Origin of the sequence: Pseudomonas sp. UBA3149 (assembly GCF_002364655.1) — a bacterium.
Classification (GTDB): domain Bacteria; phylum Pseudomonadota; class Gammaproteobacteria; order Pseudomonadales; family Pseudomonadaceae; genus Chryseomonas; species Chryseomonas luteola.
The window spans coordinates 1-21,178 of sequence record NZ_DEYV01000046.1 but is presented as its reverse complement, the minus strand read 5'-3'; the positions used below and the strand labels follow the sequence as shown (position 1 = coordinate 21,178).

The 21,178-nt window shown below is 56.8% G+C and carries 24 protein-coding genes; 8 read left to right on the top strand and 16 right to left on the bottom strand.

The window, feature by feature from the left end:
- Positions 1–30: 30 nt before the first annotated feature.
- A complete protein-coding gene (locus tag B3729_RS23205) occupies positions 31–1,248 on the top strand; it encodes an aldose 1-epimerase family protein (RefSeq protein WP_286789132.1) in 1,218 nt (405 codons plus the stop codon).
- A gap of 59 nt (positions 1,249–1,307) precedes the next feature.
- On the opposite strand, the gene B3729_RS23200 is transcribed toward B3729_RS23205, so the two are convergent.
- Positions 1,308–1,781, bottom strand: a complete 474-nt coding sequence (locus tag B3729_RS23200; RefSeq protein WP_010796246.1) for a glycine zipper domain-containing protein — start codon at positions 1,779–1,781, stop codon at positions 1,308–1,310.
- A gap of 235 nt (positions 1,782–2,016) precedes the next feature.
- Complete coding sequence (locus B3729_RS23195) at positions 2,017–3,129, bottom strand: cobalamin-independent methionine synthase II family protein (RefSeq protein ID WP_286789131.1); 1,113 nt, start codon at positions 3,127–3,129, stop codon at positions 2,017–2,019.
- A 141-nt stretch (positions 3,130–3,270) separates the two neighbouring features.
- Between B3729_RS23195 and B3729_RS23190 the strand changes: the two genes are divergently transcribed.
- On the top strand, positions 3,271–3,747 hold the full coding sequence (locus B3729_RS23190) for a GNAT family N-acetyltransferase (protein ID WP_286789130.1): 477 nt from the start codon (positions 3,271–3,273) through the stop codon (positions 3,745–3,747).
- Here the strand turns inward: B3729_RS23190 and B3729_RS23185 are convergent.
- The 8 genes from B3729_RS23185 to yrfG form a co-directional block, all read right to left on the bottom strand.
- The gene (locus tag B3729_RS23185; protein WP_286789129.1) at positions 3,744–4,733 is read right to left on the bottom strand and encodes a zinc-dependent alcohol dehydrogenase family protein; all 990 of its coding nucleotides are present in this window, start codon (positions 4,731–4,733) and stop codon (positions 3,744–3,746) included. The two genes, B3729_RS23190 and B3729_RS23185, sit on opposite strands and share 4 nt — an antisense overlap.
- Before the next feature lie 40 nt (positions 4,734–4,773).
- Entirely contained in the window at positions 4,774–5,781 is a 1,008-nt protein-coding gene (locus B3729_RS23180) for an LLM class oxidoreductase (RefSeq protein WP_010796242.1), read from the bottom strand.
- Positions 5,782–5,901: 120 nt separating this feature from the next.
- On the bottom strand, positions 5,902–6,468 hold the full coding sequence (locus B3729_RS23175; protein WP_286789128.1) for a nucleotidyltransferase family protein: 567 nt from the start codon (positions 6,466–6,468) through the stop codon (positions 5,902–5,904).
- A 95-nt stretch (positions 6,469–6,563) separates the two neighbouring features.
- Complete coding sequence (locus B3729_RS23170; protein WP_286789127.1) at positions 6,564–8,885, bottom strand: FdhF/YdeP family oxidoreductase; 2,322 nt, start codon at positions 8,883–8,885, stop codon at positions 6,564–6,566.
- Positions 8,886–8,887: 2 nt separating this feature from the next.
- Positions 8,888–9,736: a formate dehydrogenase accessory sulfurtransferase FdhD gene (fdhD, locus tag B3729_RS23165; protein WP_122041285.1), complete on the bottom strand. Its 849-nt coding sequence runs from the start codon at positions 9,734–9,736 to the stop codon at positions 8,888–8,890.
- Between the two features lie 115 nt (positions 9,737–9,851).
- Positions 9,852–10,739: a LysR family transcriptional regulator gene (locus B3729_RS23160; protein ID WP_010796238.1), complete on the bottom strand. Its 888-nt coding sequence runs from the start codon at positions 10,737–10,739 to the stop codon at positions 9,852–9,854.
- Positions 10,740–10,872: 133 nt separating this feature from the next.
- Complete coding sequence (locus tag B3729_RS23155) at positions 10,873–11,478, bottom strand: chorismate mutase (protein WP_150348430.1); 606 nt, start codon at positions 11,476–11,478, stop codon at positions 10,873–10,875.
- Between the two features lie 141 nt (positions 11,479–11,619).
- Positions 11,620–12,306: a GMP/IMP nucleotidase gene (gene yrfG, locus B3729_RS23150; protein ID WP_286789126.1), complete on the bottom strand. Its 687-nt coding sequence runs from the start codon at positions 12,304–12,306 to the stop codon at positions 11,620–11,622.
- A gap of 135 nt (positions 12,307–12,441) precedes the next feature.
- Between yrfG and nudE the strand changes: the two genes are divergently transcribed.
- Positions 12,442–13,008 carry an ADP compounds hydrolase NudE gene (gene nudE, locus B3729_RS23145; RefSeq protein WP_010796235.1) on the top strand — a complete coding sequence of 189 codons (567 nt, stop codon included), beginning with the start codon at positions 12,442–12,444 and terminating at the stop codon, positions 13,006–13,008.
- Between the two features lie 53 nt (positions 13,009–13,061).
- Positions 13,062–13,898, top strand: a complete 837-nt coding sequence (gene cysQ / locus B3729_RS23140; protein ID WP_409438646.1) for a 3'(2'),5'-bisphosphate nucleotidase CysQ — start codon at positions 13,062–13,064, stop codon at positions 13,896–13,898.
- Positions 13,899–13,900: 2 nt separating this feature from the next.
- Here the strand turns inward: cysQ and B3729_RS23135 are convergent, their stop codons facing one another.
- The 3 genes from B3729_RS23135 to B3729_RS23125 form a co-directional block, all read right to left on the bottom strand.
- A complete protein-coding gene (locus B3729_RS23135) occupies positions 13,901–14,356 on the bottom strand; it encodes a YiiD C-terminal domain-containing protein (protein WP_010796233.1) in 456 nt (151 codons plus the stop codon).
- Positions 14,357–14,418: 62 nt separating this feature from the next.
- The gene (locus B3729_RS23130) at positions 14,419–15,807 is read right to left on the bottom strand and encodes an ATP-binding protein (protein ID WP_219651232.1); all 1,389 of its coding nucleotides are present in this window, start codon (positions 15,805–15,807) and stop codon (positions 14,419–14,421) included.
- Positions 15,804–16,481 carry a response regulator transcription factor gene (locus B3729_RS23125; RefSeq protein ID WP_010796231.1) on the bottom strand — a complete coding sequence of 226 codons (678 nt, stop codon included), beginning with the start codon at positions 16,479–16,481 and terminating at the stop codon, positions 15,804–15,806. Before B3729_RS23125 ends, B3729_RS23130 begins: the two co-directional genes overlap by 4 nt.
- Between B3729_RS23125 and B3729_RS23120 the strand changes: the two genes are divergently transcribed.
- Positions 16,480–16,893: a hypothetical protein gene (locus tag B3729_RS23120; RefSeq protein ID WP_037029850.1), complete on the top strand. Its 414-nt coding sequence runs from the start codon at positions 16,480–16,482 to the stop codon at positions 16,891–16,893. The genes B3729_RS23125 and B3729_RS23120 overlap by 2 nt on opposite strands.
- A 235-nt stretch (positions 16,894–17,128) precedes the next feature.
- Entirely contained in the window at positions 17,129–17,959 is an 831-nt protein-coding gene (locus B3729_RS23115; RefSeq protein WP_122041291.1) for an NAD-dependent protein deacetylase, read from the top strand.
- Between the two features lie 61 nt (positions 17,960–18,020).
- Here B3729_RS23115 and B3729_RS23110 read toward each other — a convergent pair whose 3' ends face one another.
- Complete coding sequence (locus B3729_RS23110) at positions 18,021–18,236, bottom strand: hypothetical protein (protein WP_010796229.1); 216 nt, start codon at positions 18,234–18,236, stop codon at positions 18,021–18,023.
- 252 nt (positions 18,237–18,488) lie between these two features.
- On the bottom strand, positions 18,489–19,382 hold the full coding sequence (locus tag B3729_RS23105) for a LysR family transcriptional regulator (protein ID WP_286789125.1): 894 nt from the start codon (positions 19,380–19,382) through the stop codon (positions 18,489–18,491).
- Between the two features lie 95 nt (positions 19,383–19,477).
- On the opposite strand from B3729_RS23105, the gene B3729_RS23100 reads away from it, so the two are divergent.
- Both B3729_RS23100 and B3729_RS23095 read left to right on the top strand, forming a co-directional pair.
- Entirely contained in the window at positions 19,478–20,227 is a 750-nt protein-coding gene (locus B3729_RS23100; protein ID WP_286789124.1) for a CTP synthase C-terminal region-related (seleno)protein, read from the top strand.
- On the top strand, positions 20,227–20,538 hold the full coding sequence (locus tag B3729_RS23095) for an antibiotic biosynthesis monooxygenase family protein (protein WP_286789123.1): 312 nt from the start codon (positions 20,227–20,229) through the stop codon (positions 20,536–20,538). Before B3729_RS23100 ends, B3729_RS23095 begins: the two co-directional genes overlap by 1 nt.
- Positions 20,539–20,569: 31 nt before the next feature.
- Here B3729_RS23095 and B3729_RS23090 read toward each other — a convergent pair whose 3' ends face one another.
- Complete coding sequence (locus B3729_RS23090; protein WP_286789122.1) at positions 20,570–21,091, bottom strand: lysozyme inhibitor LprI family protein; 522 nt, start codon at positions 21,089–21,091, stop codon at positions 20,570–20,572.
- Between the last annotated feature and the right edge of the window lie 87 nt (positions 21,092–21,178).

Below are 21,178 nucleotides of genomic sequence, written 5' to 3'. Positions count from 1 at the left end.
GTATAACAACAAACAAAAAGGAAATCGGACATGAACGCATCTGCTCTGCTTGCCAGCTTCGGATTGCTGGCAGCTGCCTCTCCAGCGTTTGCCTGGGATTACACGCTGATCGACTCGAACAAGCCTGCTGAAAACTGGAGCATCACCAGCGAGCAGCTTGGCGTCAAAACGGACAAGCCTTTTTCAATTACTCTCAAGACGTTGCATGGCGGTCGTCAGGAAGGGGTAAGCCTGATCGAAATCGATACCGGCGCAATGAAAATGACCGTTGTACCAAACCGCGGCATGAACGTGCTTTATGCCACTGCCGGTACTGTACGACTGGGGTGGGACTCGCCTGTGCATGAGGTCGTCAACCCAGCCTTTATCGAGCTCAATGGTCGTGGCGGGCTGGGCTGGCTGGAGGGTTTCAACGAGATGGTAACCCGTTGTGGCTACGAGTGGGTTGGCCATCCGGGCATGGATAATGGAGAGTTGCTGACACTGCATGGCCGTGCGGCCAATATCCCGGCGTCCAAGGTCGTGCTGACCATCGACGAAAAGCCGCCGTATGCCATTCACCTGAAAGGCGAGCTGCGCGAGCAGGCATTCAAGAAGGTGGATTTTCTGGTCGATACTCAGCTGACCACGCAACCGGGCGCCACCCAGTTCACCCTGCATGACCGCCTAACCAACCAGGGCGACTACGAGAAGGAATACCAAGCCCTCTACCACAGCAATTTCGGTACGCCACTGCTGGAGCAGGGTGCCAAGTTCGCCGCGCCAGTGCGTGAGGTCTCGCCATTCAACGAGTACGCCAAGCGTGACCTGAAAGATTGGCAAACCTACCGGGGCCCTACCAAAGGCTTCGACGAGATGGTGTACAACCTGTTTCCTTATGGAGATGCCCAGGGCAACAGCTTGGCGGTATTACATGATAAAGCCGGCAAGCAGGGCGTCAGCCTCGCCTTCAACGTTAACCAGTTACCTGCCTTTTCCCTGTGGAAAAACACGGACACCCAGGGGCAGGGTTATGTGACCGGTCTGGAGCCAGGCACCAGTTTTTCCTATAACCGACGCTTCCAGCGTGACTTGAAGCTAGTACCCAGGATCGGGCCAAAAGAGACTCGTGACTTTGAGATCACCTACAGCCTGCTCAGTGATGCGGGTGCGGTAAACGAGGCACTCAAGCGTGTCGATACGATCCAGCAAGGCCGCCAGACCGATGTACGTGAAACACCGCTGGTGGACCTGAGCAAAGAGAAATAGTGACGGTAAATGAAAAAGGGCCACAGACGTGGCCCTTTCTTTTAGCGCTAGGGTAGGGATCAATCGTCCCAACGACCGTGGCGCTTCCAGTGTTTCTTGTGGTGACCACGGTGCCAGCCGTTGTCATGGGCATAACGGCGGTCATCGTAGCGACGGCCACTGTGGTGACGGTCGCCCGAATCGCCCATGCTGCTGCCGAGAGCTGCACCGCCGCCGCCGCCCAGGGCGGCACCTACCATAGCGCCTGTGCTGCCGCCTACGGCCTTGCCCAATACGTTGCCACCCGCGGCGCCAAGACCGCCGCCAATGGCTGCTTCTGTTTTATCGCCACGCTTGGCGCCTACCGCACCGCCCGCAGCACCACCCAGACCTGCACCGATCGTGGAGCCTGTGCTTCCGCCTACGGCATTTCCTACAACCGAGCCTAACACCCCGCCTAGCGCACCACCGATACCGGCCTGCATATCGTCGCCCGCCATCGCGCTAGTACCTACCAGGCTCAGGGACAACAGAAGGATCGAGGAGTACTTCATAATCAAAACTCACTGTGAGGATGATGGCGCCGATCCTCGTGATTACCGCTTCGCTTGGCAAGTGGAATCTGCTTAAGGGTGCGATAACTTCCACAAAAGGCAAATGTATGAATTTATTACAGAAACTTTATTACGGAACGGTAGTCTGCACCTTTTTATCTTGATCGAAATGTAGCGGAAAAGGGCGGGTTTACGCTCTAAAGCGCCTCTTTCCAGTCAGCCAGTCATGCGCTGATCAGGCCTCTCCCCAGACCTCACGGGCTACGTCTACTACGTGTTGCAGCTTGGCCCACTGTTCCTCTTCCGAGAGCAGGTTGCCTTCCTCTGTCGAGGCAAATCCGCACTGCGGACTCAGGCAGAGCTGGTCCAGGTTGGCATACCGCGAGGCTTCCTCGATACGGCGTTTGAGAGCATCCGGACTTTCCAGTTCGCCGCTTTTTGTCGTGACCAGTCCCAATACAGTCTGACGCTTGCCCTTGGGCAGGTAGCGCAGGGGTTCGAAACCACCGGCACGCTCGGTATCGTACTCTAGGAAGAAAGCATCGATATCCGTGTTGCCAAACAGCACTTCCGCCACCGGCTCGTAGCCACCTTCGCTGATCCAGGTCGAGCGGAAGTTGCCCCGGCAGACATGCAGGCCGATGCGCAAGTCATCCGGGCGACCAGCCAGCGCCTGATTGAGCACGCTTGAATAGATCTCGGCCAGACGTTCCGGATCATCACCGCGCTCGCGGGCGGCGGCCTTTTCCTTTTCTGAGCAGAGGTAAGCCCAGACGGTGTCATCGAGTTGGAGATAACGGCATCCCGCCTCGTAAAAAGCATTCACGGCTTTCTTGTAGGTGCTGGCAAGGTCAGCAAAAAACTCTTCCATATCCGGATAGACGCTTTCACTGATGTTCTTTCGTCCGCCCCGGAAGTGCAGCACGCTAGGGCTTGGAATAGTCATCTTGGCCACACTGCGAGTAGTAGCGCTGGCCAGAAACTTGAAGTCCTCCAGCATCGGATGTTGGGTAAAGTCTAATTTACCCGTGACCTTGATCCCTCGGGATTTGGTCTGTTGGCCGTGGAACTGAATACCCTGGTCTGCCTCGTAGCCTTCTACGCCGCCAAGTTGCTCAAGAAAGTCGAAATGCCACCAGGCGCGGCGGAACTCTCCATCCGTCACTGCAGGAAGTCCGAGGGCTTCCTGTTTGGCGACAATCTTGCGGATCTCATCATTCTCAACCGCACGCAGTACGTCTCGCTCCATTTCTCCGGTCTGATAGCGGCGACGGGCCTCCTTCAGAATCGGGCTGCGTAACAGGCTGCCTACAGAGTCGGCACGAAAACGAGGGAAGTGGCTGGACATAGACTTACCTTGCGACTAGCTAAATGAATATGTCTCATGATCATTCAGTAGACTAAACATTTCTAGCGTCTATGCTTCATGGTCACTATCAAGATCATTCATGAAGGTACTGTTTCAGCCTGGCTGAAGGTAGGGATACACATGCTTCGAAAAGCAAAAGACGATGAATATGAGCACATGGTTTCGATCTGGCTGGCCGCCTCCATCCTGGCCCATGATGGTGTCGCGCCCGACTTCTGGCGTAGCCAGCGGCAGGATATGAAGGAAAAGTACCTGCCCAGCGCCGAGAACTGGGTATATGTACGGGACGATACGGTTCTCGGGTTCTTCTCGCTGCAACAGAATGTGCTGGCAGCCTTATTTGTCGACCCGGACCACCAGGGCAAAGGCATTGGCAGCGCGCTGCTGGAGCACGCCAAGTCCCTTGAGTCGCGCCTCGAACTGTCTGTCTATAGCATGAACAGCCGTGCGGTAGCCTTTTACGAGCGGCATGGTTTCAGGACTATGGACGAGCGCTTCGATGACATGACGGGCCAGTGGGAAAAGGTCATGCACCTGAAGCCTAAGCTGGAAAGCCGTCCCGGCGCGAATGATCGGGACGGCTCGTCGCTGGGTTAAACCGTTACGACGATCTTGCCAACCTGCTGATTGGACTCCATGTACCGGTGCGCCTCAACGATCTGGTCCAGCGGGAATGTCTTAGCAATCTGTGGCTTCAGCTTGCCCTGGGTCAGGCCGTCCAGAATGAAGTGTTTGGCCTTGGCCAATCGATCAGCATCCTGAGTGATTTCGAACAGCTGATAGCCGCGAATGGTCAGGTCCTTGCCCAGCACATCCATCACTGGCAATGACAGGTTTTCAGTGCTCAAGGCACCGTACTGGAAGAAAATGCCCAGGAACGAGAGCGCTTTCAGAATCTTGGGCACGTCCGGCCCACCCACTGGATCAAAGGCGATGCGTGCGCCCTTGCCATCGGTGAGCTTTAGCACTTCATCCGTCAGATCCTGTTCTTCCGTTGCGATGACATGTTTCGCGCCTGCCTCAAGCAAGGCCTGTCGCTTGTTACTCGTCCGGGTGAGGGCAATCGGTGTTGCACCGACAAAATTGGCAATCTGGATTGCAGCGAGGCCAACACTGCTGGAGGCCGCACGAACCAGAACGGTATCGCCCGCCTTCAGTCCGGCAATATCGACCAGCGCGCCATAGGCCGTGGTAAACATCATCCAGGTAGCGGCAGCCTCTTCGAATGAAAGCGTGTCGGGGTGCTTGACGACGGCATGGGCGGGCGCATTTACCAACTCTCCGTACAAGCCATACTGTTCGAACGAGAATGCCGGTATGACGCTTACGGTGTCGCCTACGGCAAACATAGTAACACCCTCGCCAACCGCCTCGATAACACCTGCCGCCTCGTACCCAAGGATGGCCGGAAACACGGGCTGATGCGTGTATTGGCCAGCGCGATACATAGCTTCAGCACGGTTCAGGCCCAGCGCCTTGGTGCGAATCTGTACTTCACCTGGCTGAGGTGGGCGGACGTCTACGTCTTCAATCTTGAGTACGTCTGGGCCACCGGTTTCATGAAAGCGTACGGTACGGGGCATGGAGCACTCTCCCTTGTTAAGTCTGAGTTCTCTTGAGTCCTCACGGCTCAAGAGGTTCATGGGAAGGGAAGTGCGGCAAGACATATTCAGCCAGTTCCTGAACCACTTCCTTGGCCGGGCGGCGGGACGACTTCAGATTCAAAGCGGCGTGGTTCACCCCTCGGCGTTGCATATGCTCAAGATAATCCACCAGGTAGCGACGACCAATCCTGAGTCCGGCATGAATAGGCATGGGGGCCTGGTCCGGATCTTCAGCCAGATCGAAGAACATGCCCTGGGCAAAAGGCTTGAACGTCTCTTCGCCCGTGACGCGCTTGATGGTTTCGCGCCACAACGTGGTAATGGCCGAGACATGCTCGACGCCAATGAAATAGTAGAACCAGCCGTCGGCATTGGCGGCAATCCAGTCCATTGCCTGACGGCTACGACCTGTAACGAAGGCAGGGATGCGTCCGTTGAATGGCTTAGGGACCAGATCGGCCAGCCCCTGCAGATCGCCAAAGCGGTCGAAATCGCCGTTGGGGAAAGGCGTTTCGCTGGCCAGGCGGAACATCTCGAACGCTTCGCGGAAACGGTCGCCGCGCTGCTCGTACTCATCTTCCAGGCCAAAGGCGGGATACTCGACAGGTCGATCTCCCGAGGCGATACCCAGCACGAGCCGCCCGCTGGAGAGCTGGTCGACCGAGGCGGCCATTTTGGCCAGGTGCAGCGGGTGGCGCAGGGTGATAACGGCACTGCCGGTCGCCAGCGTAATACGTTTGGTGGTGCCGGCCAGAAAGCCCAGGTAGGTAAACGCCTCGAAGACCTGCCCCATGTCGCCAAAGCCTGGATCGTAAAACGGTACGTCTCTGGCCCAGAGCGCAGCGAAGCCTAACTGATCGGCCAGCTGCGTCAGCTCGGCGTGATGCTCAAGCGATGGTCCCGGCTCGTTCGGGTAGCTTGCCACCGGCAGAATAAAGCCCAGGGTAAGCCTGTCCGGCGCAAAGACCCGGTTAAACCCATTGTGGTGAGCGAAGGGATGATCGAGGGGGAGCGATGCAGCGTTCATAAGGTTCCTGGGTCCCTGAGCCTGATATCCATGATGACCGGTCTTCCATGAGTGTAATCGGTAGGCAATGGAGTCTCATGGGTTGTTCGAGTTCGAAAAACAATTTTTCCTGTACGGCAATCAGTCCGGCAGGTGGGGCGGTATATGTGCTGCAGATAGAAACCGAAGTTTCGGCCACCGGCACGCCCAGCCTTTCTCGTGCTGTCGTTGCCTGAAGACATCCGGTTTGTAACGTTTGGGGTTCGGTGTAACGTGCAGCTTGAAGAGACCATGCTGAACAAACGGGCTGGCGATTTCGATCTGTCCGCTAGTCAGGAGGCGGGCCGCTAAGGCCGTTTCCATCTCCACCCAATAGCTCATGGCATCCAGGCTGCTGTGATAGGGCGCATCCCCGTTACGCTTATGCATGCGGGCCTGATTCTTGACGGACCAGGGCAGGGCCGCACAGGCCCTGAGCCGGTTCTCAAGTTCAGTATCTCTCTCAGGGTCACGGCAGACAGGGTCAAAATAGATGATGTCGATGTCCGTCAGCGGGGTAGGAACCGTGTAACCGTGCAGGTGATCCCAGACCAGATTGCGCACAAATCCGGCGGCTACCCAGGCATCCGGCAAGTGCAACTGAGCAACACAGGCCAGCACTTGGCAGCGCAGCGGATCTTCAGCTATCCAGTCAGGGAGGCGATACATGAGAAGGAGAGGGAGGCCTTGGACCCTTCAGTGTAGAGCCCGGCCATAAAAAATCAGCCTGCCGTCTATGCAGACGGCAGGCTATTCGCTCGGTATCAAGCGACCGATGCAATCGTGTTGCTATGTGCTGGCTCGACGCGAATGGCTACGAACTTGGAGGTAGGCGTAAAGCTGTCCTTACCGTAGCTTTCCAACGGCACCAGCGGATTGGTCTCGGGATAGTAGGCAGCCGCCTGACCCTCAGGAATATCGAACGGAAGCAGCGTAAAGCCACTGACACGACGCTCGATCCCATCGTCCCACAGCGAGACCATGTCCACCTTCTGGCCTGGCTCATAACCCAGGCGGCGGATGTCCGCTTCGTTGACAAAGACCACGTCACGCTGACCTTTTACACCCCGGTAACGGTCATCCAGGCTGTACACCGTTGTGTTGTATTGATCGTGCGAACGCATGGTCTGCAGGATCAGGTCAGGCTTCTGGCCATTCCGGCGAGCCGCTTCCGGGATCAGATTCTCTGGCAACTGGCTGGGCGCAAAGTTGGCCTTGCCAGTCATCGTGTTCCAGACGCGATCACGTGCCTTGTTGCCCAGGTAGAAACCGCCAGGATTGTCCAGGCGCACGTTGAAGTTCTTGAAGCCCGGGATCACATCGGCGATCAGGTCGCGGATGCGGTCGTAGTCTTCAATCAACCACTCCCAATCCACAGGGTGGTTGCCCAGTGTTGCCTTGGCAATCCCTGCAACAATGGCCGGCTCGGAGCGCATCTGGCGAGACAGTGGCTTGAGCACGCCTGCCGAGGCATGGACCATGCTGAAGCTGTCTTCTACCGTAATGGCCTGCTTACCGCTGGCTTGCAGATCCAGCTCGGTACGGCCAAGGCATGGCAGGATCAGCGCTTGCTTGCCTGTCACCAGATGGCTACGGTTGAGCTTGGTCGCGATGTGTACAGTCAGGTCGCAATTGCGCAGTGCCTGATGAGTCCGCGGTGTATCCGGTGTCGCCTGGGCAAAGTTGCCGCCCAGTCCGATAAAGACCTTGGCATCGCCCGCCAACATGGCAGCGATGGCCTCCACCGTGTTATGGCCGCGCTCACGGGGTGCCTTGAAGTCGAAGCGCTTTTCCAAGGCATCGCTAAGCCAGGCCGGAGCCTTCTCATCGATCCCCATGGTACGGTCGCCCTGCACATTGCTGTGACCGCGAACCGGGCACAGGCCAGCGCCCGGCTTGCCCACATTGCCGCGCAGCAGTTGCAGGTTGGCGATTTCCTGAACGGTGGGCACGGAGTGGCGATGCTGGGTCACACCCATGGCCCAGCAGATGATCACTCGCTCAGCCCTGGCATACATGCGCGCAGCCTGCTCGATCTCCGCCAGGGCCAAGCCTGACTGCTCTACAATCTGTTCCCAGGACGTAGCATCCAACACGGCCAGATAACTATCGACACCCAGGGTGTGCTTCTGAATGAAGTCATGGTCGAACACCGGTGACGTGCCGTTCAGCTGCGCCTCACGCTCCCATTGCAGCAGGAATTTGGCTATCCCACGCATGGCCGCCATGTCGCCACCCAGGGCTGGGCGGAAATAGGCCGTGTTGGTCGGGCGCGAGTTGTTGGTCAGCATCTCGACCGGGCTCTGGGGATGCTGGAAGCGCTCCAGACCACGTTCCTTGAGCGGATTGAAGCTGACTACCTGAGCACCGCGCTTCACAGCGTTGCGCAACACCTCGATCATCCTTGGATGGTTGGTGCCAGGGTTCTGGCCCACCACGAAGATCGCATCGGCATGCTCCATGTCCTCATAGGTCACTGTACCCTTGCCAACGCCTATGCTGCGGCCCAGGCCTACACCACTGGCCTCGTGGCACATGTTGGAGCAGTCCGGGAAATTGTTGGTGCCATAGGCCCGCACGAACAGCTGATACAGGAAGGCAGCCTCGTTGCTGGCACGACCGGAAGTGTAAAACTCGGCCTGGTTAGGGTTTTCCAGCGCCTTCAGGTGTTTGGCGATGGTCTGGAAGGCATCATCCCAGCTGATCGGCACATAGTGATCAGTCGCCGGGTTGTAGCGCATCGGCTCGGTCAAGCGGCCCTGGTATTCGAGCCAGTAATCGCTTTGCGTGCTCAGGCTGCTGACGCTGTGCTTGGCAAAGAACGCAGCATCTACACGGCGGCTGGTCGCTTCCCAGTTCACCGCCTTGGCGCCGTTCTCGCAGAACTTCACTAGGCCATTTTCCGGTGCTTCACCCCAGGCGCAGCCAGGGCAGTCGAAGCCGTGGTCCTGATTAGTCTTGAGCAGGGTCCGGATATTCTTGACGGCCTTGCCGCTGTCGAGCCAGAAGTGCACGACACTTTTCAGCGCACCCCAGCCCGCGGCAGGGCCTTGATAGGGTTTGTAAGAAGATTTTTGCTTGCTCATGACTACTCCCGATGTTCTGGAATGAGCGGCGCCGGGCTGTACACGCGAGGCGGAGACTGATGAGGTAAATGAATAAGGTTGAGACGATGCCGACGGGCCCATTCCACGGCGAGGCCAGTGGGCGCGGACAGAGTGACAAGCGTTGCCAGGTTTGCGCGAACCGCTTTGTGGATCAGCTCCAGGCTGCAGCGGCTGGTCACCACGACAAAGCCGGCACGGGTATTGATCTTCTGGCGCATCAAGGCGCCGATCAGCTTGTCCAACGCGTTATGGCGGCCGATATCTTCACGGCAAAGGCCTAGCTCACCTTCGGCATTGGCAAACAGTGCCGCATGGACGGCGCCACTACGCTGACCCAACTGCTGAGCCTCGTTGATACGCTGGCGCAGATTGGCCAGATGCTCGGCAGGTGGCAGCTGCACCTTACGCAGCCGATCCAGTTGCGGCAGTGCCTGCTCAAGCGCCTCGACGCCACACAGGCCGCATCCGCTGGTTCCGGCCATCTGGCGACGCTGGCTTTTCAAGGCCCAGAACGTCCGGCTGGAAATTTCGACCTCAACATTCAGGGCTTCACCGACGCGGCGTACCTGCATGCCATAGATGTCGTCGATGGAATGAATGATTCCAGCGCTTAAACTCAGGCCCGCAACGAAATCCTCGATGTCGGCAGGTGTAGCCATCATGACGGTGTGGCTGATGCCATTATAGGAAATGGCAACGGCACACTCTTCAGCCAATGGCGTCTGGCCAGTGACTTCCGGGTTCTTCAGCTCGGCATAGGTATACCCGTGCAGCGCTTGGCTGGCGGGCTGTTCCGAGGGTGTATCAGCATGCGGATTCGAGCGGGACATAGCAGCAATTGGCCTGCGGCTGTTTGACACAGATCAAAGCCTAAGCCTATTAAGGTGCGACGTCTAATCGCTGGTACCGATATGGCGATAGATGGGGCTTATCAAGCGACCGTTTTCATTTACTTGAGTACAGCAGGCGCGCTTCAGCAAAACAGGCTTCGGCCACTGGCAGGCGCGGCGCGGTACGCCGGATGATCAGCCCAAGCGGTGCCAGGGCTCGCCCACCCTGAATCGGAAGCAGGCAGGAGTGCTCAGTCAGCGCGTCGAACCCACCCTTGAGTGGCATCACGGCGCAACATAGTCCCGCATTGACTGCTTGCAGGAGCAGATGCACGGCATCGCTTTCCAGTACAGGCCGGGGTGTGAGGCCGCGACTGCGAAAACCGTGATCGACCGATTGGCGAAAGTGCATTCCTCCCGTGAGCAGACCCAGGGGCAGATCGGCTACCCGTTCCCAGCTCAGCTCCTGCTCGTCGAACTGAAAATGACGCTGGTCGAACAACAGGCCCATTCGGGTTTCGGTCAGGGACTGGCTTTCAAACATCTGATCGTTGAGATGGCTGAGATAGGAGATTCCCAGGTCGAGCTGGTTGCTCGCCAGCTGTTCGAGAACATGCTCGGTACTCAACACTGATAACTGAAAGCGCAGATTGCTGTGCAACTGGCGCAGGTGATGCAGCAGAGGCATAGGGTCATAGCTGGCCAGGGGGACGATCCCCAGGCGCAGGGTGCCAACCAGCTGCCCTTTATAGGCGGCGGCTTCCGCATAGAGCCCCTCATGTGCCGCCATAAGGGTCCGGGCCCAGGCCAGAATACGCTGGCCCGCCTCGGTAAAGCCTTCGAAGCGCTGACCCCGACGTACCAGCTCAAGTCCCAGCTCTTCTTCAAGGCTGCGCAGGCGCATAGAAAGGGTTGGCTGAGTGACGTAGCACCGTTCGGCCGCTTGGCCGAAGTGGCGCGTTTCATCCAGGGCAATCAGGAATTTGAGCTGTTTGATGTCCATGATCAGGCGGACAGGCTTCCGGCAGCATGAAGGCAGAATCTATCAGCATAGCGCCGTAGATAGAGTAAGGAACAGAATTGAATGACGAAGGGTGCCTGCCGGGTTCCCCATGGCAGGCACGTCAGGCCGTACGTTAATCGGTGGCAGCCACCTGCTGCTGCGACCCCTGGCAGACATTGGCCATACCGCGGACCAACGCCAGCCGATGCAGAGAATCAAGTGCATGTGCCGTGGCATAGGTGCTCACCGCACGGGCTGCGACATGTGGGCAGTCCGGCGCCTTGCGTAGCGGCTCGGCAGCCTGGAGTGCATCGAGCAGCTCGTTCTGCAGCTGATCGAGCTGCTTACGAACCACGGCAAGGTCCGGGCGCGTCTTGTTGGGTGCCTTATCGATGGCATGCCAGCGATCCAGCAGCCCATACTGGACCCACTTGTTAGCCTCGATCTGATCGGAAAAGAAGCGCTGCGCATCATCGGGTTGCAAACCGTGAGCGGCGGCTTCATTACGAACCCGGGCCAGGACATCCGCCTCTCGTTGGGTGTCGAGGACCGGCTTGCCGCTGTCCCATTTGCTCAGCGCAACCTGATCGGCCGTTGAGGTGCGAGCGTTGATCTTATCAAGCAAAGGCGTAAAGCCACTCGTGTTCTGGGCAGCATTGGCCGTAGCACAGAACACAAGCGTAAGGGCAGACAACCAGACAGCGCCGCGAAGCGGCAGGGTGCGTCGAAAAGCGTTCATAGAGGCAGTCCTGAAAAGGTTAACCAGGGGACTAAACGCCGGCCCAGTGCATCATCACTCCACACTGGGTCGCGCTGAAACGTTGCGCCGCTTCGCCGGCAGGGTCAACCCAGGCATGAGGCGTCTGTGCGCGGGTCACGCTCAGGAGTGTGACGTAGCCACCGTCTCCTGGGGTGGTAGCAGCTCTCGATAATCGTCTACCGCCTCGAATTCAGCGGTGTCCCGCGGGCCCTGGCGGCTATCGGGATTGCGTACCGCCAGAAGATGAGCGATGCCATACCGCTGGGCGCTGCGCAGAACGGATAGGCTGTCGTCGATGAACAGTGTTCGGGCCGGGTCAAAGCCGAAGTCCTGCTGCAGTGCAAACCAGAACTGCTGGTCTTCCTTGGGGAAACCATAGTCATGGGAACTGATCATCCGGTCGAAATAAGGCGCAAGCTCGATACGTTCAAGCTTTAGGGAGAGCGAGTCCCGATGGGCATTGGTGATCAGGGCGACCCGCTTGCCTGCTGCCTGAATGGCAGACAGAAACGTGTCGGCATCGGGACGTAAGGCAATAAGATGGGCAATATCCCGCTTTAGTGCGGCGATCGAAAGCCCCAGTTGAGCGCTCCAGTAGTCCAGGCAATACCAGGTCAGTTTGCCGGCATTCTCCTCGAACAGTGGCTCCAGTTCGGCCATGGCCCACTCAAAGGACTGGCCATGATGCTTGGCGTAGCACTGCGGGAGATATTCCAGCCAGAAATGATTGTCGAAGTGTAAATCGAGCAGCGTGCCGTCCATATCCAGCAAGACGGTGTCGATCTGATTCCAGGCAAGGGTAGGCATGGCTTCCTCTTTTGGACTCCACCGTAACCGCGGTGAGCCATCTCTTCGTGATTACGCCAAGACAGATCGTCCCGGCCACGGATTATTAAACAAGGCGCGTTATGATAGCCGACCCGATTCGCTCAGGAGCCGTTTATGCGCCAGAAACCCGCTGTGCTTGCCCGGCAGATCGTTGCCAAGAGTCGTCTTTTCACGGTTGAAGAAGTCGAGCTGCGTTTTTCCAATGGTGAAGAGCGCACCTATGAACGACTGGCCAACAAGGGGACCGGCCCAGGCGCGGTCATGGTCGTGGCCATGCTGGACAACGAGCATGCCCTGTTGATTGAAGAATACTGTGGTGGCACCGAAGATTATCAGCTGTCCCTGCCCAAGGGGCTTGTCGAGATGGACGAGACCGTATTGGAGGGCGCCAACCGTGAGCTCAAGGAAGAAGCCGGTTACGGTGCCCGCCAGCTCGAATATCTGACGCAGCTCTCTCTGTCGCCCGGCTACATGAATCAGAAAATTCATGTCGTGTTGGCACGCGATCTTTATCCCGAGCGTTTGCAGGGCGATGAGCCCGAACCGATCGAGGTAGACAAGATCAGCCTACGCGAGCTATTCAGTCTTATGGATAATCCCCGGTTTACCGAAGGACGCGCATTGGCTGCGCTCTATTTAGTGAGGGATCTGTTGATCCAGCGTGGCGAGTTCGTCGCCTGAAATTTACCGTGCGGTCGTTATTGAGGCGGCCTCATCTGCCTGTGGAGGTTTTTATGATGGTACCCGTCTCCATTACCGCACCGCTGGTGCTCAACGTTGTCGACCTGGTCCGCCAGGCCGGTGCCGCAATCCTTCCTTTCTGGCGCAATGACGTGGCCGTGACGGAAAAGGCCGACGCCTCGCCGGTTACCGCCGCTGATCTAGCTGCCCACCGCATCATCAGCGAAGGCTTGGCCGCGCTGACCCCTGACATTCCGGTACTCTCGGAAGAAGCGTGTGATATTTCGCTGGAGGAGCGTGCCCGCTGGCGCTGCTGGTGGGTCGTCGATCCGCTGGATGGCACTAAGGAGTTCATCTCCGGCAGCGAAGAGTTCACTGTCAACATCGCCTTGGTGGAAGAGGGGCGCGTTGTGTTTGGTGTGGTCGGTGTGCCCACCCGTGACCTGTATTACTGTGGCGGAACAGAAATGGGCGCCTGGCGTATACTGGGAGAGGACGGCGAAGAGATCAATGTCCGGCCTACACCTGTACAGGGCTTTACCGTCGTTGCTAGCCGCCGACACAGCAGTCCTACTCAGGAGCGACTTCTGGCTGGGCTGGGTGAGCATATGGGCGAGATCAAGCTGGCCAATGTTGGTAGCTCGCTGAAGTTCTGCCTGCTGGCTGAAGGTGCGGCGGACTGCTATCCCCGACTGGCACCAACCTCCCAGTGGGACACAGCAGCGGCTCAGGGAGTCCTAGAGGGAGCGGGTGGCATCGTGCTCAACCTGAACGGTGAGCCACTGACATACGAGGCGAGGGAGGATTTTCTCAATCCCTACTTCCTGGCCTTGCCGGCCGAGGCACATTGGCGGGACACGCTCGTTGAGCTGGCATCCCGCCAGGCCTGATATTACTTGTGCAGCACGTACTGCCCGGTGAAGCGCACGCCGTCTTCACCGTTGGCGGCCAGAATACGTGAGTGCAACGTCAAGCGGCCACGACCGCGACGGCGGAACATGGTCTCGAAACGCTGCCAGTCACGCTCGTCCGGCGCATCGCACAGCGCAATGGCGTCTGTGGTCACAGGCAGCGGATAGGCAATCTGACCTTCCTGAATCACGATATGGCCTTCCTCTTCCAGGCCTGCTTCGCGCAGGCGCAGGTAGAGCCAGCCCCAGCCCGCCAGTACGGCGATGCAATAGAGGCTTCCACCAAACATCGTGTGGGCATGATTGACGTTAGCATCGAGCGGCGCATGCAGACGCAGGGAATGCGCTTCCCAACTCTTCACCTGTAGGCCAAGGGCCTGAGTGATCGGGATATCGCGGTACAGCAGTGATTCCAGGTGGCGGCAATCGCGTTCCATGCCGGGGTCCTATAGAGCAAATGGCGGGGGTAACAGGGCAGACGCAAACATTGACTTGCAAGTCACGTCCGGACTTCATTGTGCCCTAATCGAGGACGTTCAGGGGAGACACTCGGCAGACGGAAGCGAAAACGAGCACCACCTAACGAAGAATCATCAATTGTCAGGGCGCTGCGGTAGCCTTCAAGGATATCCTGCACGACGGCCAGCCCGATGCCTTGACCAGGGTGGCGGCTGTCGATGCGTACGCCTCGCCGCAGGACGGTCTCGCGTCGCTCGGCTGGAATACCGGGGCCATCATCCTCGATATCGATGATCCAGCTGTCGTCGATGAACTCAGCGCTGACCTGTACTTGAGTCAGGCACAGGCGATAACCGTTCTCCAGCAGGTTGCCAAAGACTTCCAGCATGGCGGCTTCCTCCGCCTGAACTTTCATACCCGGCGGGAAATGCAGTGACGCCTGGACTTTCTTCTCGGCGTACACCTTGTCCAACGTACTGAACAAGGACTCCACGAGCGGCTGCAGTTCCAGTGGCCGGCTCAATACCGCACCGCGCCGTGTGGCACGTTGCAGCTGGAAAACAACCTGTTGATTCATGCGCTCAATCTGAACCTGAAGCGCAGACACCTCATGCTCCAGGCTGGGTTTTCGGCGCAGGTCTTCTGTCACGCCCTGCAGAACGGCCAGCGGGGTCTTCAGGCTATGGGCCAGATCACCCAGCGTGTCGCGATAGCGCTCCCGTTGCAGTCGCTCGAAATCGAGAAGGCGATTGAGGGAGCGGATCAGGCGGCTAATCTCGCTAGGTACATTCTTCTCGTCGAGCAGATCACGCTGGTCAGTCTCGATGGCATCCAGCTGGCGGCTCAAGCGATGCAGCGGACGCAGGCTCCAGTGCAGTCCTACCGCCAGAAGAATCAGCAGGGCAAACAAGACGCCGCTTAACCAGAGCGTAACCTGATGCATAAAGCCGCTGCGCAGGCGATCGTATTCCTCGGCCGGCTGCATGGTGACGATACTGAAGCCTGCTACGGGCGGGTTGCCCAGCAAGACCTCTCGGTCAAAGACGAAAAAGCCGCGCCCCTCGTCATCCGTAGTCTTGACCAATTTAACGCCGGTCCCGTCGAAGGTGGGCCGGTAGTTGGGGCGCTCGCGTACGGCGGAGCGGGAGCGCCATAGCAGGCGACCGTTCTGGTCGTATACATAACCCAGGATCGGCGATTGTGGGCGATCAAAGACCTCCTCCGCGATCATTTCCGGCATGGCCAGACGCCCATCAATGGCCCGGGCCGCACCAATCAACGTGTTGGCGTTAGCCTCAAGGCGCGCCGCCACAAAGTTTTCTACCGTCCCGTCAAACGCCTTGCCAATGGCTGGGATCATCAAGCCCAGGCAAATGATGACCAGAAGCGCCGCACTCAATAGCAGGCGCAGGCGGAACGATCGAATCATTGGCAGCGCTCGGTAAACAGATATCCACGTCCGCGGACGGTCTCGATGGGCTGCATACCGCATGACGCTTCCAGCTTGCGTCGCAGACGGCCAACCAGTACCTCGATGACATTGCTGTCATGCTCGCCGTCATCGTCGTAGAGCTGCTCCATGAGGCGCTCTTTCGTGATGACCTGCTGATGGTTGCGCATGAGGTATTCAAGCAGACGATATTCATAAGCGGTCAGCTGCAAAGGCTGCTCTTCATTGAAGGCCTGCTGGCGACCAAGGTCCAGGCGCAGATTACCGGCCTTGATGCTGGGTTGGATGAAGCCGGCCGAGCGGCGCAGCAATACATTCAGGCGCGCTTCCAGCTCTTCGAACTGAAACGGCTTGACGACATAGTCGTCGGCACCAGCGCCCAAGCCTTCCACCTTGTCCTGCCAGCTACCGCGAGCAGTAAGGATCAGAATCGGCAGGGCCATGCCCTGAGTGCGAAGCTGACGGATCAGATCAAGACCGCTCATGCCGGGCAGACCCAGGTCCACAATCGCCAGGTCATGGTGGAATTCGCGTGCGTTATAAAGGGCTTCCTCGGCATTGCCTACGGCATTGACCACATGCCCAGCTTCGCTAAGGCGCACCTTGAGGTGGTGACGGAGCAGGTTTTCGTCTTCGACGACGAGAATTTTCATGGGTGTTCCTGAATGTTCGGCAAACAAAGGTCAACTCGAATCGATAGGGCATTATCCTCGACTTCTGACCAATACGGTGAGTGATGTGCCCCTCTATCAGGGCAAGTACTCGATAAAGGAGGATAAAGGAAAGGTTTCTGGATATGCGTCATTTGTATCAGACAAAAAAAACCTCTCCGATGGGGAGAGGTCAGGAGCACTTCATGGGGATCGAGAAACTGCCACTGGGGAAAGTGGCTATGCACCACCAGGGATGAACTGGCCTGTGCACAATGGAGCTGCAAGGAACATCGCCGAAGAACATGAGGAGGTTACCGATGCATGTGAACTGGCTGCGTCGATCGGAGCGGGGAACGCAACAGCCAGCTGGGGATACATCATGATCGGGCCTCCTCACTGGAGCATCTTCTGACAGTTTCAGACTACGCCAGGGTGGCTGAATACTTTCTGAATCCGTGCTGAACAAGAGCTGAACGATACGAGATCGACGTTTTTTGAACCAAAGGGCGACCAATGGTCATCTTTTACAGCGAGACAACGGCATTCTTGTTAAAGGCGCACTGAAGCTGGCCGGCTCCTGTCTATCAAGGCTGGCGTTCAGAGTTATCGCCTAAGCTAATCCACTACTAGACGATATAGATGCCGTCATGCCTGATTTTGAAACCGAGCTGTCTGATCTGAAAGCGCTTATCTACCGCTATCAACCGCTGATATTGACAGGCGCGGGTATCAGCACCGCATCGGGTATCCCAGATTACCGCGACGTCAATGGCGTGCGCCGGGGCAGGGCACCCATGATGTTTCAGGAGTTCATGAACTCCCCTGAGGCTCGAAAACGATATTGGGCCCGTAGCATGGTAGGTTGGCCCGCCGTGCGTGATGCCATGCCCAATGCCACGCACAAGGCACTGGCTGAATTGGAGGCGGGGCGGCGAATTTCGGGCATCGTTACGCAGAATGTAGATGCGCTGCACGGGAAGGCTGGCAGTCACCATGTTACGGAGCTGCATGGCAACCTGCACCGAGTCGTGTGCATGGATTGCGGCAACCGCATGTGGCGCGAGGACGTCCAGAACGAGCTGAGGGCGCTTAATCCGAATGTACAGGGTATCGATGCTGTCCTGGCACCTGATGGCGATGCCCATCTCGCAGCGTCCTATCTTGAAGGCTTTCGCCTGGCGGGTTGCCCCTGTTGCGGCAGTGAATGGCTCAAGCCGGATGTCGTATTCTTTGGTGAAGGCGTGCCTGCACATGAGGCGGAGGCAGCATGGGAGGGTGTTCGGCATGCCGATGCGCTGGTTGCAATAGGTACGTCCCTGATGGCCTATTCGAGCTTTCGGCTATGCAAGTTGATCGTAGAGCTTGGCAGGCCTCTTATTCTGATCAATATCGGCAAGACGCGCGCCGATACGATATGCACATTGAAGGTTGAGCAACCCTGTCAGGAGGTGCTGCCCTGGCTGATGGCGCAACCTTAATGGTCAGGCAAGAGAAAGGCGCCAGAGGCGCCTTTCAATAAAGCAGATTGACCGCAACTCTTTAATGCCGAATGGCGAAGCGTTCAGGCGTTTGCAGACTGATCACCGAGCTGAATGCATCGCGCAGTGGCTTGAGTTCTTCAGGGCTTTTTTCGCCACGATGAACTTGAGCAATCATGGCGAGTGCGTGCTCGATCAAATCATTGGCGGCCTGTAAATGATCCAGCAGAGAGTCAATTTCTTGCTGTGCGGATAAGCAGGAATTTGATTGAGCCATAGCGGCAAGCTTTCCATAAATGAGCAAAGTATGTTGGCTTGGTGTCGAGCAGGGTTACAGCGCACCATTAACCAAGAGGCGCACAGCCTACATTAATCAAACTATAAAATCTGATGCGGCGAGCATATAGACTGACTCTTGGTGTGCCTCGGCGACCAATGGCATTTAAAGGCCTCTTTTGCGCAGCGTTTCGCCTCACATTTATGTCGCGGAACCTTGGCTACAGTGATCCGGTTAAAGGATGCTGGGCCTTCATAAGTGAGTCGGTCGCTTGCCGTTCTGATTCAGAGAGATGGTCTCGCTTAAGGCCCTGTAAAGGGTATGCACTGGCTGCAATACACGACCACCTGCCCGTATGAGAATCCAGAGCTCACTTTCGCAATGGATCAAGGGAGCGCTTAACGGGCAGAGTTCGGGAGCTGTTTGCAATACAAAGCAGGGCAAGATGGCAACGCCTAATCCTGAGCGCACCAGCTGCGTAACGGCATGTATGCTCTGGCAGCGATACCTTGGGATGAGGGTTGGATAGTTAAGCGTGCGCCACGTGACGGTGGGGTGATCGCTGAAAGAGTCATCGAGTGATATCCAGGTCAGCGCATCCCACGGCTTATCCTGAATCTGACTTAGATAAGACGTATGTCCATACAAGGCATACGGCACTTTTCCCAGGCAGCGACCTACAAGGTGTTCCGGCGGTGTTTTCGTCAGCCGTATAGCGATGTCGGCATCCCGCCGGCTCAAGTCAGCGAAGCCGTCGGATGTCGATATTTCCAGCATCAGCTGCGGATAGTCTGGTAAGACATCTCCAAGCGCCGGGGCCACAAGATTTGCCAGTACGGATTCGGTACAGGTCAGTTGCACGGTACCCGCAATGGAGTCGGCTTCCAAAAGACTGGCCCGCGCATTGTCCAGGGCATGCTCAGCCCGTTCGGCTTGATCCGCCAACAGCAAGGCGGTAGGCGTAGGTAAGTAGCCGGTCCGTTTCTTCTCAAATAACTCAAGCCCTAATGACGCCTCAAGACGCCTGATAGAGCGAAATACGGTAGACACGTCTACGCGAAGCCGCTCGGCAGCACGTGAAAGCGAGCCCCCCCTTACCAAAGCAAGAATCAGCGCAAGATCAGAATAGTCGAGTCGATTGTGCATATGTGCAAGGACAGTCTGCCGAGGCGCCAATAGTGGTCAACAGGGGCTCTTTTTATAGTGCCTGCCCAAGAAGCAAAACTATAGAGGAGAAGTCTATGAGCGCACCGGTGAAAAACCTTATATCAGGTAGGCAAAGCGTTCGGGTTGCGCTGGTAGGTGACTACAATCCTGAGATCAAGGCGCACCAAGCCATCATCCAGGCGTTGCACTTGGCTCAAGCCGCTCTGAATATTCCCCTGGTATTCGAGTGGATCGCTACAGCTAATATAGAAGAAACGACTTTCGAAGAAGCTAATGGCGTTTGGTGCACGCCTGGAAGCCCGTATGACAATGAAGAGGGTGCGCTATCTGCTATTCGATACGCCAGAAATCACGCCCTCCCGTTTTTAGGCAGCTGCGCAGGATTTCAGTATGCATTGATCGAATATGCACGCAATGAGCTGAACCGGGCCAACGCAGCGCATGCTGAAACAGCACCGGAACGCGATGACCCGATAGTCTCTCCGTTAGCCTGTGCGCTAATAGAAAGAGGCGAACAGGTAGGATTCACTTCCAGCTCACGTATAGCCGAAGCGTATGGTGCTATAGAAAGCTACGAGGAATACCGCTGTGCATATGGTCTTAATACAACGGTCGGGCTAGAGATCTTGTCCGGCAAGCTTAAAGCTGTCGGACACAATGCTGCTGGAGAGGTGAGGGCGGTCGAACTGCATGATCATCCCTTCTTTATTGCAACACTCTTTCAATCCGAGCGTCAGGCCTTGAAGGGACGTCTGCCTCCCCTTGTTAAAGCCTTTATAAAAGCCTCTGCCACTCATGCCGTTTCGTCAGGGAGGAACAAATAATGAGTCTTCACTCTCCGCCATGCTACGCAGTCATTTTTGTTTCCAAGCGAAGTGCTCAAAAAGATAGCTATGAGGAAACAGCCGAACACATGCTCGAATTGGCCAAAAGGCAGCCAGGGTTTCTAGGCGTCGTTTCCGTGAGAGACGAAAGCGGTACAGGAATCACCATTTCTTATTGGACCGATGAAAAGGCCATAAAGGCATGGAAAGATCAACCTGAGCACCAGCAGGCGCGCAGGCAGGGTCGCACCAAGTGGTATGAAGGGTACAGTGTGCAGATCGTAAAAGTGGAGCATGCTTACTCTTTATAAGAGCAAACACAAGAGACCACGTGCTGCCAACTTAAAGAGAGGGGTCCTGTTCTGTAAAGCGGCTTAGCTCATCAGCACGAGCTTTGGTCATATCCAATAGGCAGGATGCCGTATTCAGCGCATCAATCGTACCGCCTGTTGCATTGGTATAAAGGCTACAGTTGGCGTCTCGATATTTGATCCACAACCGTTGAGTCTCTTTGAGCTTGGCTTTCTGTGGATCGCTAAAGGTAGCCATCGTGTTCTGATAGGCTTCATTTAGCCGAGTATCCTGAAGCTTTGTTTCGGCAGATATACAGCTCAGCATGTCTCTGGTGGTGCCTCTGGACTCATCAAGGCACGTATTAAAGGTAGCCGAGTAGTCCTCTTCACCCATTGCAAATGCCGGTTGAAAGGCAACAAGAGTGGTAAGTCCAAAAGCAAATAGGTAGAGCCCCATATATTCCTCGCTTGTTGGCGTGCTGCTTTTCCAAAGGATCTGGTGATAGACAATAGGGCTACTATTAAAGTGGTATGAATCAGACGTCCTGAAAGAGAAGCTCGGTACATCCATAAGAAACGCGTGTAGTAACACCTTGAGGCAGTCTAGAAGCTATATAGAGGATTTTATCGAAGCCTATTCAAATAAAGCTTGACCTGT